This is a genomic window from Paenibacillus crassostreae (assembly GCF_001857945.1).
GTDB lineage: Bacteria > Bacillota > Bacilli > Paenibacillales > Paenibacillaceae > Paenibacillus_AQ > Paenibacillus_AQ crassostreae.
The window spans coordinates 3,436,707-3,450,637 of record NZ_CP017770.1 but is presented as its reverse complement, the minus strand read 5'-3'; the positions used below and the strand labels follow the sequence as shown (position 1 = coordinate 3,450,637).

Below are 13,931 nucleotides of genomic sequence, written 5' to 3'. Positions count from 1 at the left end.
ACATATAACAAAGGAGCTTATCACCCTTGAGATACTATGTTCTGGACCGTGGGGATCAATTGTCTGCTGAATTAGCAGAGCAATTCCACCAACTTGCGGCACAGCGCCATTTTGTAATCGATGCAGTATCACCTGAAATTGTCATATCTATAGGTGGTGACGGCACCATGTTGCATGCCTTTCATACGTTCGTTAATCACATTCCTAATATTGCATTTGTAGGTGTACATACAGGTCATTTAGGATTTTACTCTGACTGGAAATCAGACGAACTAGCTCAATTAATTGAACTTATGAGTCATGATTTCATATCTGCTGAGAACACAGCTCGAATCGTCAAATATCCTCTCTTAGAGCTAACTATTCATAAGAAATCAGGAACTACGACTCACGTAGCACTGAATGAGTTCACACTTAAAGGTGTATATGGGACGCTTGTAGCTCAAATTGATATCAATCAGGCTAGCTTTGAAATGTTCAGGGGTGATGGTATTTGTGTCTCGACTCCTTCCGGAAGCACCGCCTACAACAAAAGTCTTGGAGGTGCTATGGTTCATCCATCTATAGAGGCCATACAAATTGCCGAGATAGCTTCCATAAATAATCGCGTTTACCGCACGATGGGCGCACCGCTCTTACTTCCCAAACACCATGAATGTAATATTTACCCCAATCAAGACCAGCGTTTGTTAATTACGATTGATCATATTGTTCTACCCGTCGATGATTTAATATCAGTTAGCTGCAAAGTTTCAGAACAAAAAATCAGTTTTGCTAGATATCGTCCTTATCCTTTTTGGGATCGTGTAAAATCAGCTTTCCTACGTTAAACAATACTTATCCATACACAAAAAAGCAGCACTTCTGTTAAGTGCTGCTTTTTTCTTCTTCCTTATGTTCCTTCTGTTCCTTTTGTACCTTGTGTTCTTTTTGTTCCTTTGGTTGTGATTCTCGACTCTTCTCGAGCACAAAATATGCACATCCAAAATTACAATATTCATTAATATAATCCACTATGCTAGAAAAGGTAGATTCCTTCGTTGCCTTAGGATGACCATCACGATAAAATCCCTTCAAGCGTAATTGGTTATATCCCCAATCACCAATAATATAATCATATCTTTCCAGCACATCACTATACCGATCACGGAAGGCTTCTGGGTTCCAACCATCTTTATGATCTTTCAAAATTTCATAATTCTTACCACCTGCAAGTATCAAACCCATTTCCCCTGCCTTTCCTGATGAGTAACCACACATCTTTAATGTTGAGAAGCTGATTTCACTTGTTCATGCGCATGATAAGAGCTCCGAACAAGTGGGGCTGATTCAACATGACTAAAGCCCCTTTTCAATCCTTCCTCTTTCAATTTCGCAAAATCCTCAGGTGGGATATATTTCACCACATCCAAGTGCTTCGATGAAGGTTGTAAGTATTGTCCTAGTGTCAGAATATTACAATCGACTTCTCGCAAATCGTCCATAGATTGCAAAATTTCATCCCATTCTTCCCCAAGACCAAGCATCATGCTTGACTTCGTTGGAATATTTGGCTGTAATACCTTTGCATTCTTCAATAGTTCCATAGATCGGCGATATTTTGCTTTGGCACGTACACGATCGGATAAACGTTCTACTGTCTCAATATTGTGATTCAGTATATCTGGTTTCGCATCCATCACAATCTTCAAGGCATCCGGGTTTCCGAGGAAATCTGGAATTAATACCTCCACACTGCAGAGAGGTAGCCGTTTACGAACTGCATGTATACTTGCTGCAAAAATAGACGCTCCTCCATCTTGCAAGTCATCACGCGCTACACTTGTAATGACACAGTGTTGCAAATTCATACTTTCAGCAGCATCTGCCACACGTTCCGGCTCATCTAAATCTAATTCCGTCGGCATACCTGTATTAACGGCACAAAACCGACAAGCACGCGTGCAAACATCCCCTAATATCATAAATGTTGCGGTACGATTAGCCCAACATTCATAGATATTCGGACAACGCGCTTCTTCGCACACGGTATGCAGAGTCTTGGAGCGCATCATACTCTTTATTTCCTGATAGTTATCTCCAGTTGTTAATTTGATTCGTATCCAATCTGGTTTCGGTTCCTTAGTGGTACTTCGGGACATGTAGTATCGACCTTTCCTAAAGGATGAAATGCTCGTCAATTAGTTTCTGGATGTTAGTCTATGATAACTTAGTATATCACTTAATTTAGTCAAATACCTCATTTTCAAAATTCAATAAAAGTTTGGATAAAATAACTCTTATTGATTCACCCTAAGGATATCTACTGCTATTGTTTCGAACGTAATGATGTGAAGTCGTTTTGATAAATTAAGGAGGTACACTGATGTTTTCGCTACGCTCACACAAAAATATCCAATTATACAGATGGATTAGTATCTCAGTTGCTACCATCCTAACTTTGTATTGCGGGTCATCCGCGTATGCGTATGAGACCCCAGAGATATCTAAAAAGAGCATATTACCACAAAATATGGATGTCAATTCTGCACGAAAAATTCTCTATGAGAAAATAAGTGCCGTAACACAAATTCCTTGGTATCGTATTGCCGCGATTGATCAATATGAACGAACTTTAACTATCGCTCACCCCAAAGACCGAGCACATCCTTTTAGAGTTAGTGGGATATATATGTCCTCACCCGCTTGGGCTGGGGCACTCAATCCAGATCAATTCGATAATAATCCCATATCGATCTCGATATTTGGTGGATTAGGAAGAGATGGATCTGGTGATCAACTTGCTGATATGAATAATGATATGGATTTGCTGTATAGCATGGCTAGCTACTTACTTCAATATGGTCAATCCCAGAATGATTTCAGCATTGCTTTATGGGAATACTATCATAATAGCCGAGCTGTTCAACGAATCCAACAATTCGCTAAATTATACGAGCAATTCAGTATTCCTGAGTTAACACATCATGCCTTTCCCCTTCCACTAAACAGTCATTATTCATATCGCAGCACCTGGGGTAGTGGTCGTAACTGGGGTGGATTTCGTATTCATGAAGGAACAGATCTCTTTGCACATCATGGTGTTCCAGTCCGAAGCACTAGCTATGGCGTCATAGAACTGAAGGGTTGGAATTCATTCGGAGGATGGCGAGTTGGAATTCGGGATATTAACAATCATTATCACTACTATGCCCATCTCATGGGTTATGAAAAAGGGTTGCAACCTGGTGATATAGTCACGGCTGGACAAGTGATTGGTTATGTAGGCAGTTCAGGTTACGGAAAACCAGGAACACAAGGTAAATTCCCTCCACATCTACATTATGGGATCTATCGCGATAGTGGACTTATCGAATGGTCATTTGATCCTTATCCACTCCTCCACCGCTGGGAACAAGATGAACGAAAATCACGTAAGCAAGTCAAGAAAGGTACCACTTAATATTAGTGGTATCCTTCTTTTTATGGTTGTTCTAAGTCTGATTGCTCAAGAGCGTCCGTCGTAGCATCCTTTTCTCCTGTTTCTCCCGTGGTATTATCTTCAGCCATTGGAATTGAAATATTCGGAGCGTCTTCGCCATTTCCTCCAACAGCTTGACCTTTCGAGTTGTAATAATACATAGGTACGTCTCCCACCACCAGTAAATAGGATATGGGTATTTCCGTATCTACCACTTCATGTTCCATATCAAAAGGAATGACTACAGCAACGTCAACACTAACATGGATGTAGACTTCCACCAACATCATGTTGATTCCAGCATCACGTTGTCTTGTGGATAACTCAACCTTTGCTGCCCCTTGCGGTTCAATTCTTACTGGAACTGCAGGCCCAAATGAAGCTAATATAGGACTTCCAAGTGCCATCCCAACAGGAATATGTTCTGATAATTGATCGACATTGTTTAATGTATCTTGAACAACTTTAAAGGTATTTGATGTTATTCTCATATGTTCTGCGTAATTTAGCATGAACCCAGATACTTTGCCTTCTGAATCCATCTTCCAATTCACTAACTGCTCGAAATCCTGCCCTTTTGTAACTTGTGAAGTTATCGCCTCATTTATTGCTTCAGTTGCAATTTGCTTCACTCTGATCTTAGCTAAATGCATAATTGGAGGTTTTAAATTACGATCAACATAAGCAAATCCCTGAGTTAATACAATTAAAAAAATAAGTACTCCTACAAGCCAAAGTCTCATCCTACTTTTAGGTTTACTGCTACGTTGGCTACTCCACCTCACCTTTCTTCTCATGATTAACCTCCTATTGCCTGCAATCATTCTCAATACAAGCATATGAAGTAATTATGTAAAAAAGTAGAACATTTCTCCGTGAATCACCAAAAAGACTGGCATTCCACGGATAACCCTTGGAGACACCAGTCTTTTCATATGAAAACTATTCCTAGTGCACTTTCACTTTAACCAATTTCGAACGTTCAATTCTTTGTGGCATTTCAGGCATTTCATTAACCGAAACAACTTGATCGGATTTCTTCTCTGGCTTTTCCCAGTACTTCTCATTCCCCGGTAAATCATCAAACCATGTAGCTTCCCTCGGACAATCTAGAATCATGAACTTCCCATACTCATCATCTCTAGATTGATGATATTTTAAATAAGCCTTTCCATTTTCAATAGCTAGAATCTCAATTTTTCCAGAAGTATGGCTCATAGAAAGGCGAATTCGTTTACCCAATCCTGAAGTCTTCGCCTTAGCTTCTTCTACAAGATGATAAACTTCCTCTAAAGGTAGAACGAAATCAAGGTTGCCTGCAACTGGGCGATTAATAAAGAAATAATAGGGTGTAACACCGGCCCAAGATAATTGGTCAAGAAGTTCCGCAAGTACATCAGAATTGTCATTAATGCCACGTAAAATAGGAGTTTGGTTCACAATAACCGCTCCTGCTTGATGTAACGCCTCAAACCCCCGTTTTGCTTCAGGCGTTATTTCACGCGGATGATTTATATGGGCCATGACATAGATACGTTTATCAGTAGTCGAATGCTTCTTTATAAGTTCTAACAATCTCTCATCCTCATAAATCCGCATTGGATTAAATACAGGGATTTTGGAACCTAATCGAATAATTTTGACATGCTCAATCTCACGTAATTGATCTAATATTATTTCTAGCTTTGCCGTTGCAAGGATTAAGCTATCTCCTCCCGTCAACAGTACATTATTAATCTCAGGATGTTTCGCAATGTACTCGATTCCAGGGCTCACATCGGACATAGCCTCTTTCACATCATTACGGAATAACCGCTTCCGGAAGCAATACCGACAATAAGCACCACATACCTCAGATACAATTAATAAAGCCGTCGTTCTATATTTATGCTGACATCCTGGAACAACGTAGTTGGTATCTTCATCGGAAGCATCCCAGCGGCCATACTCTAACAATTCTCCTTCATTCGGAATGACTAATTTCCGGATTGGATCATTTGGGTCCTCCCAATTCACTAGCTTCAAGTAATAATCATTTACACGAAATACGAATTTCTCCGTTATCTGTTTGAGTATCTGACGGTCATGTTCCGGGATTTCCATGATTTTATTAATATCGGTGATATATTTCGGTTGCGGCATATGACTCCTCCTAGAAAATAGATTGGTGGTCGTTACATTTGTCCCTCCTTTTCCTTTTAAAAATAAAAATGACCCATCCCCAACTCGAATAGTGAAAAAAACTTCACCTCGGTTGGATATCGGGTCATAAAGACGCAAAAAGACCCGATAACGGGTCATTAGTAAAAATGTTAATAGAGAATTTGACCCATCTACTACTGACGAGGTTAGCTGTCGGGCTCGGGAAAGATGGTTCCCTACAATATGAATTGATTCGCCCCAAAAAAATGGTTCCCCCGCTTCTCAGCATATGCTGAAAATTAAGCGTAACTTTATATTACATAAATAATACCTATTAGTCAATTAATGGATAACAGTCTATCCTATTTACTGCGGTAATGTCGTTGTCTCATAACCTCGAACATCAACACAGAGGATGCCATACCTACGTTAAGTGACTCCGCTTGTCCCCTCATAGGAATTATCAAGGAATCATCCACCAACTTCTTAACAGGCTCTGACACACCCTGCGCCTCATTACCTACAAGTAGCCACGTGGTTGCAGAGAAATCATATTCATAACATGTATACTCGGCTTGCAGACTCGTACTCACTAGTCTAGCCCCACTTTGTTTAGCTTGAGGTAATATTTCTAATAACTGCCCCTCAACTACAGGCAAATGAAAAAATGACCCCATCGTTGACCGAATAGTCTTAGGATTGTACAGATCTGCACAACCATGACCCAGAATAACACCATCCGCTCCAGCCGCGTCTGCGCTGCGAATAATCGTACCTACATTCCCAGGATCTTGTACGTTATCAAGAACCATCACTAAGCTATTCTTGATGGAAAGTAACTGTTCTAGATCTACAGACTGTTTACGAACAACCGCAAATACCGGTTGAGGTGTTACAGTATCTGTGCATTTTCCAATGATCGCAGAAGATACACCAATCCATTCGGCATCATTAGAACTCACTTGTTTCAATTCGCTAGGTATACCCTTATCCATATCGTAAGCAATACACTCTATATTGGCTCCAGACTGCAATGCTTCCAGTACTAAATGGACGCCTTCTACAACAAATTTGTTATTACGATCTCGATGCTTCTTTTCCAGCAATTGTGCCCATTCTTTAACTCGTGTATTGCTTAGGGATGTAATGTCCATCTTATACCATCCTTATCCTATACCTATTTATTCGGAAAATGCCAATTCTAATTTAATCAAATCATCTTTTTGTCCTAAAATAACAAGTACATCTTCTTTGTCTAACGGTTGATTCGCATTTGGTGAGATATTCATCTTAGCGCCTGTCTTAATAGCCATAACATTACAACCGAATCGAGCACGAACATCTAATTCCTTCAAATTCTTACCGATCATAACATCTGATACTTTCATTTCAACAATACTATAATCATCCGATAACTCGATATAATCTAGAATATTGGGTGAAGTCAAATGATGAGCGACACGAAGTCCCATATCTCGTTCAGGGAATATAACTTTGTCTGCACCAATCTTTTGTAACACTTTCCCATGAAGTTCATTCTGAGCCTTCACAATTAATGTAGGTATCCCTAAGTCCTTCAAGATGAGTGTAGTGAGAATACTGGATTGTATATCTTGGCCAATAGCAACAACCACAACTTCAAAATTACGGATCCCAAGAGCGCGTAATGCATCTTCATCTGTTGAATTAGCGGACACCGCATGGGTGACAATATTCGATATTTCTTGAATACGCTGTTCATTAGAATCAATGGCTAGAACATCAAATCCCATATCAGTTAGTGCCGTTGCGACACTAGAACCAAATCTCCCCATACCAATGATGGCGTACTGTTTTTTTGCCATTGCAAGACCTCCGAATGTTCAATGATATTCAATGATTATAGCATATTGATCTTCAAACTTGTATTTCATCGAGATATCAAGGGTATATTAACGATGACTTCAATTAAGTGGAGGAGATAATATGCCGATAGTACTTGACCTGAGACAAGCAATTATTCACAAAGTTCACAACAAGAACGATGCTGAACTACGTCAAATGATTGAAGGTTCTGTAGATGGCCCCGAAGCGGCATTACCAGGACTTGGAGCGATTTTCGAAATGATCTGGAAGAATATTGACCCCACGCAACAGGATGACCTCATTCAAGTTGCACAAGATCATCTTAAATCTGTTACACCTGTCTCATTATCATGAAACTGCTCGCTCATGAAATGAACATGATCACAATGGACAACAAATGATTACTAAAATCCCCCTAACCTTAATTAAAGTTAGGGGGATTTTAGTATATCTCTTAAGGTGCAATTTCTAGAAACTTAGCGGTTGGATTCTTTTCCATAGCCGTCCGCATGGCATATTCATTTTCAAATAGCACAACATAGTTTCCCTTTTTATCTTGTACAAGAGTCGAATTTATGCGGAATTTACTAGCATCGAGATTCTCGTCAATAATCCATCTTGCGAATTGATACTGCATTCGTTGAAGTTGTACATCTACACCATATTCACCCTTCATTCGATATTCAAACACTTCGAATTGAAGCTGACCAACAACTCCAAGAATCGTATCATCAAAACTCACAGTTTTGAAAACTTGAATCGTACCTTCTTCTGTTAATTGGTCGATTCCTTTCTGGTATTGCTTATGTTTAAGTGCACTCTTAACTGTAACCTTAGCAAATATTTCAGGAGAGAATGTTGGAAGTTCTTCAAACACCATATCACTGTCTTGACTTATAGAGTCACCAATTCGGAATATACCCGGATCAAATAATCCTATAATATCTCCAGGATATGCTTCCTCGACGATGTCACGATCCTGAGCAAGAAACTGTTGTGGCTGAGACAACTTAATTTCTTTACCTACACGGATATGTTTAACTGACATACCACGGCGAAATGTCCCCGAGACGATTCGTAAGAAAGCGATTCTATCTCGATGAGCAGGATTCATATTTGCCTGAATTTTAAATACATATCCCGAGAATTTCTCATTAGTAGGTTGTACTAGCCCCCCACTACTTCGGCGTGGCTCTGGCTTAGGAGCCAACTGTAAGAAATTTTCTAGGAATGTCTGTACTCCAAAGTTATTAATCGCACTACCAAAGAATAAAGGTGTCAATTCACCACTATTCACCTTTTCAAGATCAAATGGATCACCCGCTACATCAAGTAGTTCTAAATCCTGACAAAGCTGATCATGCAAGTACTCCCCAGCCATCTCGCGAATGATAGGATCACGGTAGCCATCCACCTTCTGAACTTTAATGACGGAATGATCGTCTCCTTGAAATAGTTCAACTTGATTCTTCATGCGATCATACACTCCACATAAATCACGACCTGTACCAATCGGCCAGTTCATAGGAACCGAACGAATTCCAAGAACTTGTTCTAACTCTTCCATAAGTTCAAATGGACTACGACCTTCTCGATCTAACTTATTAATGAACGTGAAGATTGGAATACCTCTTTGTGCGCATACTTGAAATAGTTTAACAGTCTGTTGCTCCACACCCTTAGCTACGTCAATTAACATCACTGCGCTATCGGCAGCGGTTAAAGTTCGATAGGTGTCCTCGCTAAAATCTTGGTGACCAGGTGTATCCAAAATGTTAATTCGATGTCCATTATAATCAAATTGCATAACAGAAGATGTTACCGAGATTCCACGTTGCTTCTCAATCTCCATCCAGTCACTTGTCGCGTGCTTACTCGCTTTACGGGCTTTTACGGTACCCGCTAGACGAATCGCACCACCGAACAGTAGTAATTTCTCTGTTAAAGTTGTTTTACCAGCATCCGGATGGGAAATAATCGCAAAAGTTCTGCGTTTATCCACTTCCTTCTGCAAAGTTGCATCTATTGCTTCGTTCATTTCACATTTCCCTTCATCTCTAAAGTCATGTCTATTATTGTACCACATTTTCCATGCAAATCATCCTCATGCAACCCTGCATGAGGATGAAAATTTTACAGACAATTAATTATACTTTTGCCATACTACATTATCTTCATCTTGACCATTAACAGGCCACCAATGGAACCCATCCTTTGCAAGTAGCTCATCTGCTTCTTTAGGTCCCCAAGAACCTGCTGGATAAGTCGATAATTTACTTGGTTCATCTGCCCAAGCCTTAGCTATATGATCAACAAATGACCAAGCGGATGCCACTTCATCCCAACGTGTGAAATAAGTCGATTCACCTCGTGCAGCATCATGTAATAGACGTTCATATGCTTCTGGAGAATTAATACCAACCATACAACTTTGGCAGAAATCCATTGCAACCGGTTGAATATCGTTCTCAGACCCCGGCTTCTTCGCATTGATCTTAACATAAATCCCTTCCATAGGATTAACACGAATAACCAATAGGTTTGGTTCAAGTTTATGTTTCTGACCTAAATACACATTCGTTGGCATACTACGGAATTCTACTACGATTTCTGTTGTTTTCACTGGAAGTCTCTTCCCAGTTCTAATATAGAATGGAACCCCAGCCCAACGGAAGTTATCTACAAATAGACGAGTAGCGAAGTATGTCTCCGTATTTGAATTTGGATCTACCTTGTCTTCATCGCGATATGCAGGTAAATCTTGTCCACGGGCACTTCCTTTGATATATTGTCCACGAATCACATTTTCCTCTACTTCATCATTCGTCTTATATGGTCGAAGTGAACGTAGTACCTTCACCTTCTCATCACGTATATCCTCGGGCAACAAGCGACTTGGTGGCTCCATAGCAATCATAGCTAACGTTTGGAGCATATGGTTTTGTCCCATATCCTTCAAAGCTCCTGCATGATCATAATAGCCTCCACGCTCTTCAACACCCACAGTTTCACTTAATGTGATTTGTATGTTAGCGATGTGCATGTTATTCCATAACGGTTCGAAGAAAGCGTTCGAGAAACGGATAACCTCGATATTCTGTACCATTTCTTTACCCAAATAATGATCGATTCGATAAATTTCTTCTTCTTCAAATACCTGGCGGATTTGTTCATTTAGCTTTTCAGCTGATTTCAAATCATATCCGAAAGGTTTCTCAATGACAAGGCGATTCCATCCTGGTCCTTCCAGCATGCCACCTTTTTCTAGATTGAAAGATACATTTCCGAATAATTCTGGTGCCAATGCTAAATAAAACATGCGATTACCAGGAATATTATATCGTTCTTCTATTTTTTCAGTTTGTTCTTTTAATTCACGGAATCCGTTTACATCGTTGATATCCAAAGATTTATATTCGAAATGTTGAGCAAACACTCGCCATTCTTCATTATCCTCTGTTTTATAGCGGCAAAATTCCCGAATAGATTGATAAACATCTTCTCTGAATTCTTCTTGTGAACGCGAACGACGGGCCACACCAATCACTGCGAAATCTTCTTTCAATTTACCTTCACGATATAAACTATAAATTGCAGGGAATAGCTTTCTTCTTGCTAAATCTCCGGTTGCTCCAAAAAGGAAAAATACTGCACTAGGGTTCTGCAATTCTTCAAGATTAAAGTTCTCAGCCATGGCTCCTCATTCTTTCTATGTAATTTATTTAGTATATTTTATGCATTATATCACTTACACCTTTGTATTAAAACGGGTAAAATGATGTGATGCTATTTTAACATATTGTTAGTTAGGATGCCATCTTATTCCTTATGAATTTACTGAGATTAATTTTACTTTAAGAATAATGGATTCAAAATTCAATTGTGATCACTGGAAATCCTATTGTTATGCGATTTATACCTAACATCTCATCCCGATGGACCGCAGTTTGAAAATCAATATAATTTTCTCCACTAACAAGATTAAATCCAAGTGTTGGAGCACGATACGAATGACTAATGGTCATATCATCTTTGTAACTTTCGACTTTATTAAAATCTATATTACGATGTAACTGTGCTTCTACCTCTTTCATTATTTCCTCAGTTGACAGTTCCCCATCTACACTTCCCTGAACTGAAGCATTCCATTCAACATCTAGATTCGATAAATGCGTTTTTATCTTTTCATGTAAACTTATGAGCGATTTCTCATTCGTAGAATCAGAGCATTCTAATGTCACCATCATGTAACCCCTATCTTCTGTGATCACTTGCCAGTTAAATATAACATTAATACCTTCAATATCAGTATTTGATCTGTAGGTTATGTATTCTGTATTGGATACAAGCTCTGGCATAGAGACCCTGATATTCGAAGCCAACTCCTGTGCCGCTTCTATAGGGCTCTTCTTTCCATTAGTTCTCCATTCCCCTTGCCATTTAACGACAATTGTGAGGGGTGAATCTACCAATTCATGTCCCCATTGAATTAAATCTTCAAGTCGATTGTCCTCATGATTTCCTTGCTGATCTTTGAATGTATTCATTCCAACACCAATAAGCATGACAGAAATACATAATACCAACAAAATGATTTTATTGATTCCAATTTTATTAATCATCACTATCAACTCCTATCTATCGATTCCAAATCTATGAATCTATTAGATAGAATAACCCTTTTATTCTTCTTTTATACCTGATGAACGAACAAGAACCCCTGAACCTAGTCTACCAAGGCTCATGGGTTCTCTGAATTCATTATATATTAAGTCTTACTCTGTCAGTCCATTCTTATAGGCATAAATTGCAGCCTGTGTCCGATCATCAACATTTAATTTAGACAAAATGTTCGTTACATGAAATTTAACTGTTTTGATACCTATGATTAGTTCGTCCGCAATTTCTTGGTTCGAATTCCCCTTAGCCATCAATCGCAGTACTTCCATCTCTCTCTCGGTTAGTTCTTTATGAGCAGCTGGTTCATTCTGAGGGTGGCGTATCCGATTCATCATTTTGGATGCTACTTGGGACTCTAATACTGATTGGCCACGGGCTGCTGCCCGGATCGCTTCAGCAATCTCATTGGCTCTTGAGGTCTTTAGCAAGTAACTAAATGCACCAGCTTCGATAACGGGATACATTTTCTCATCATCTAAGTAACTCGTTAAGACGATCACTTTGCAATCAGGGAATAACTTCAATAATTCACGAGTCGTCTCAATTCCATCCATTCCTTCCATGACAAGATCCATCAATACCACATCTGGTTTATACTCCCTAGCTAGTCTGATTCCTTCTTCTCCACTACCTGCTTCTCCTACTACTTCAATACCTTCTTCTGTTCCTAATACGGCTGCTAGACCAATTCTCACCATCTCATGATCGTCCACCAGCAGTACTTTAATCAGTTGTTCGTTCTCCATGAGTCTCTTCCCCCGTATCTTCATGAACTATAGGTATTGTAATTTCAATTCGTGTTCCTTTATTCACCGCTGTCATAAATTGAATCGAACCACCGATCTCTGTTACACGTTCTTTCATATTAGACAAACCATAAGATACCTGCTTCTTATCATCTAATTCAAAACCAACGCCATCATCACGAATGACAAGCTTTACGGTATCCTGTTTCTGATGAATACGAATTTCCATTTTATTCGCCTTTGAATGACGAAGTGTATTCGACATGGCCTCTTGTATAATTCGAAATAAATGGTTCTCAATGCCTTTCATTAAATGAATTCCTTTATCCATTTCAAAGTCAATCTCCATTGGAACCTTTACCTTAAACTCATTAACTAATTCTATCAGACCTTGTTCTAAAGGTTTTCCTTCTAAGTATACAGGTCGCAAGTGAAGTAATAATGCTCGCATCTCTGATTGAGCAACCGCAGACATTTCTTCAATTAAAGTAACCTGCCGCTTTGCTTTTTCGAAATCCTTATCCAACGTTCTACCAACGGCCGTTGCGGTCATAGAAATTGCAAACAATTGTTGTGACACAGCATCGTGTAATTCCCGTGCTAGCCGTTGTCGCTCTTCTACTATTGCTGAGACTCTAGCTTGTTCTGCTAATTGTGCATTATGAGTAGATAGCTTTTGCAGTGAAGTGACTTGATCCTCCCACTTCTTACTAATACGTCCGAGTTGCTCTGCTAGGCGTCCTACTTCGTCTTCTCCGAGAGAAGGCATAGAACGAGCGACACTCCCCTTTTCCCAGGAAAGTAATGTTACCCGCATGAGATCTAATTTACGCTTCATTCGGTAGCTTTGATAGAACCCTATTATTGCGCCCAGTCCAATAGGAACAAGAATTAACGTAGCTACTGTTTTTATTCCGATATCCCAAGTATCAAATGCAGCTAAATAACCATATGTATACAGCAAATATAATATGATAAGAAGTAGGACAAAAGAAAGAAGGGCTCCTTCGCCCATACTTCTTGATAACATGTTGACAGGTTTCTTGGGTTTCACTAGG

Annotated in this window: 14 protein-coding genes and 1 riboswitch; of the genes, 3 read left to right on the top strand and 11 right to left on the bottom strand. The window is 39.5% G+C overall.

Features of this window, described 5'->3' with window-relative positions:
• Positions 1 to 26 precede the first annotated feature (26 nt).
• Positions 27 to 830 carry an NAD kinase gene (locus LPB68_RS15915; RefSeq protein WP_068659038.1) on the top strand — a complete coding sequence of 268 codons (804 nt, stop codon included), beginning with the start codon at positions 27 to 29 and terminating at the stop codon, positions 828 to 830.
• Between the two features lie 37 nt (positions 831 to 867).
• On the opposite strand, the gene LPB68_RS15910 is transcribed toward LPB68_RS15915, so the two are convergent.
• Positions 868 to 1,227, bottom strand: a complete 360-nt coding sequence (locus LPB68_RS15910) for a YutD family protein (protein WP_232510245.1) — start codon at positions 1,225 to 1,227, stop codon at positions 868 to 870.
• Between the two features lie 35 nt (positions 1,228 to 1,262).
• The gene (gene lipA / locus LPB68_RS15905; protein ID WP_068659036.1) at positions 1,263 to 2,141 is read right to left on the bottom strand and encodes a lipoyl synthase; all 879 of its coding nucleotides are present in this window, start codon (positions 2,139 to 2,141) and stop codon (positions 1,263 to 1,265) included.
• Positions 2,142 to 2,365: 224 nt separating this feature from the next.
• On the opposite strand from lipA, the gene LPB68_RS15900 reads away from it, so the two are divergent.
• On the top strand, positions 2,366 to 3,442 hold the full coding sequence (locus LPB68_RS15900; RefSeq protein ID WP_082865748.1) for a M23 family metallopeptidase: 1,077 nt from the start codon (positions 2,366 to 2,368) through the stop codon (positions 3,440 to 3,442).
• Positions 3,443 to 3,462: 20 nt separating this feature from the next.
• Here the strand turns inward: LPB68_RS15900 and yunB are convergent, their stop codons facing one another.
• The 4 genes from yunB to LPB68_RS15880 all read right to left on the bottom strand — a co-directional run bounded on the left by yunB (position 3,463) and on the right by LPB68_RS15880 (position 7,446).
• Positions 3,463 to 4,257, bottom strand: coding sequence for a sporulation protein YunB (yunB, locus tag LPB68_RS15895; RefSeq protein ID WP_068659032.1), 795 nt, complete (start codon positions 4,255 to 4,257; stop codon positions 3,463 to 3,465).
• 151 nt (positions 4,258 to 4,408) lie between these two features.
• Positions 4,409 to 5,602 (bottom strand): KamA family radical SAM protein, encoded by a 1,194-nt coding sequence (locus LPB68_RS15890; RefSeq protein WP_068659030.1) that lies wholly within the window; start codon positions 5,600 to 5,602, stop codon positions 4,409 to 4,411.
• A 180-nt stretch (positions 5,603 to 5,782) separates the two neighbouring features.
• Positions 5,783 to 5,918, bottom strand: a riboswitch (cyclic di-AMP (ydaO/yuaA leader).
• Between the two features lie 46 nt (positions 5,919 to 5,964).
• Positions 5,965 to 6,756, bottom strand: coding sequence for a TrmH family RNA methyltransferase (locus LPB68_RS15885; RefSeq protein ID WP_068659028.1), 792 nt, complete (start codon positions 6,754 to 6,756; stop codon positions 5,965 to 5,967).
• A gap of 27 nt (positions 6,757 to 6,783) precedes the next feature.
• A complete protein-coding gene (locus tag LPB68_RS15880; RefSeq protein WP_068659025.1) occupies positions 6,784 to 7,446 on the bottom strand; it encodes a potassium channel family protein in 663 nt (220 codons plus the stop codon).
• Positions 7,447 to 7,567: 121 nt separating this feature from the next.
• Between LPB68_RS15880 and LPB68_RS15875 the strand changes: the two genes are divergently transcribed.
• Positions 7,568 to 7,801 (top strand): small acid-soluble spore protein SspI, encoded by a 234-nt coding sequence (locus LPB68_RS15875; protein WP_068659022.1) that lies wholly within the window; start codon positions 7,568 to 7,570, stop codon positions 7,799 to 7,801.
• A gap of 100 nt (positions 7,802 to 7,901) precedes the next feature.
• Here the strand turns inward: LPB68_RS15875 and LPB68_RS15870 are convergent, their stop codons facing one another.
• The 5 genes from LPB68_RS15870 to LPB68_RS15850 all read right to left on the bottom strand — a co-directional run bounded on the left by LPB68_RS15870 (position 7,902) and on the right by LPB68_RS15850 (position 13,927).
• A complete protein-coding gene (locus LPB68_RS15870; RefSeq protein WP_068659100.1) occupies positions 7,902 to 9,485 on the bottom strand; it encodes a peptide chain release factor 3 in 1,584 nt (527 codons plus the stop codon).
• 105 nt (positions 9,486 to 9,590) lie between these two features.
• Positions 9,591 to 11,141 (bottom strand): glucose-6-phosphate dehydrogenase, encoded by a 1,551-nt coding sequence (gene zwf / locus LPB68_RS15865; RefSeq protein ID WP_068659020.1) that lies wholly within the window; start codon positions 11,139 to 11,141, stop codon positions 9,591 to 9,593.
• 175 nt (positions 11,142 to 11,316) lie between these two features.
• Positions 11,317 to 12,069, bottom strand: a complete 753-nt coding sequence (locus tag LPB68_RS15860) for a YwmB family TATA-box binding protein (protein ID WP_068659018.1) — start codon at positions 12,067 to 12,069, stop codon at positions 11,317 to 11,319.
• A 153-nt stretch (positions 12,070 to 12,222) separates the two neighbouring features.
• A complete protein-coding gene (locus tag LPB68_RS15855) occupies positions 12,223 to 12,873 on the bottom strand; it encodes a response regulator transcription factor (RefSeq protein ID WP_068659013.1) in 651 nt (216 codons plus the stop codon).
• Complete coding sequence (locus LPB68_RS15850; RefSeq protein WP_068659011.1) at positions 12,851 to 13,927, bottom strand: sensor histidine kinase; 1,077 nt, start codon at positions 13,925 to 13,927, stop codon at positions 12,851 to 12,853. The genes LPB68_RS15855 and LPB68_RS15850 overlap by 23 nt, the downstream gene beginning before the upstream one ends.
• Between the last annotated feature and the right edge of the window lie 4 nt (positions 13,928 to 13,931).

Excerpts from the sequence above, each read along its gene's own strand:
- LPB68_RS15910 (WP_232510245.1), bottom strand. The coding sequence starts at position 1,227 with ATGGGTTTGATACTTGCAGGTGGTAAGAATTATGAAATTTTGAAAGAT.
- lipA (WP_068659036.1), bottom strand. The coding sequence starts at position 2,141 with ATGTCCCGAAGTACCACTAAGGAACCGAAACCAGATTGGATACGAATC.
- LPB68_RS15900 (WP_082865748.1), top strand. The coding sequence starts at position 2,366 with ATGTTTTCGCTACGCTCACACAAAAATATCCAATTATACAGATGGATT.
- yunB (WP_068659032.1), bottom strand. The coding sequence starts at position 4,257 with ATGAGAAGAAAGGTGAGGTGGAGTAGCCAACGTAGCAGTAAACCTAAA.
- LPB68_RS15890 (WP_068659030.1), bottom strand. The coding sequence starts at position 5,602 with ATGCCGCAACCGAAATATATCACCGATATTAATAAAATCATGGAAATC.
- LPB68_RS15885 (WP_068659028.1), bottom strand. The coding sequence starts at position 6,756 with ATGGACATTACATCCCTAAGCAATACACGAGTTAAAGAATGGGCACAA.
- LPB68_RS15880 (WP_068659025.1), bottom strand. The coding sequence starts at position 7,446 with ATGGCAAAAAAACAGTACGCCATCATTGGTATGGGGAGATTTGGTTCT.
- LPB68_RS15875 (WP_068659022.1), top strand. The coding sequence starts at position 7,568 with ATGCCGATAGTACTTGACCTGAGACAAGCAATTATTCACAAAGTTCAC.
- LPB68_RS15870 (WP_068659100.1), bottom strand. The coding sequence starts at position 9,485 with ATGAACGAAGCAATAGATGCAACTTTGCAGAAGGAAGTGGATAAACGC.
- zwf (WP_068659020.1), bottom strand. The coding sequence starts at position 11,141 with ATGGCTGAGAACTTTAATCTTGAAGAATTGCAGAACCCTAGTGCAGTA.
- LPB68_RS15860 (WP_068659018.1), bottom strand. The coding sequence starts at position 12,069 with ATGATTAATAAAATTGGAATCAATAAAATCATTTTGTTGGTATTATGT.
- LPB68_RS15855 (WP_068659013.1), bottom strand. The coding sequence starts at position 12,873 with ATGGAGAACGAACAACTGATTAAAGTACTGCTGGTGGACGATCATGAG.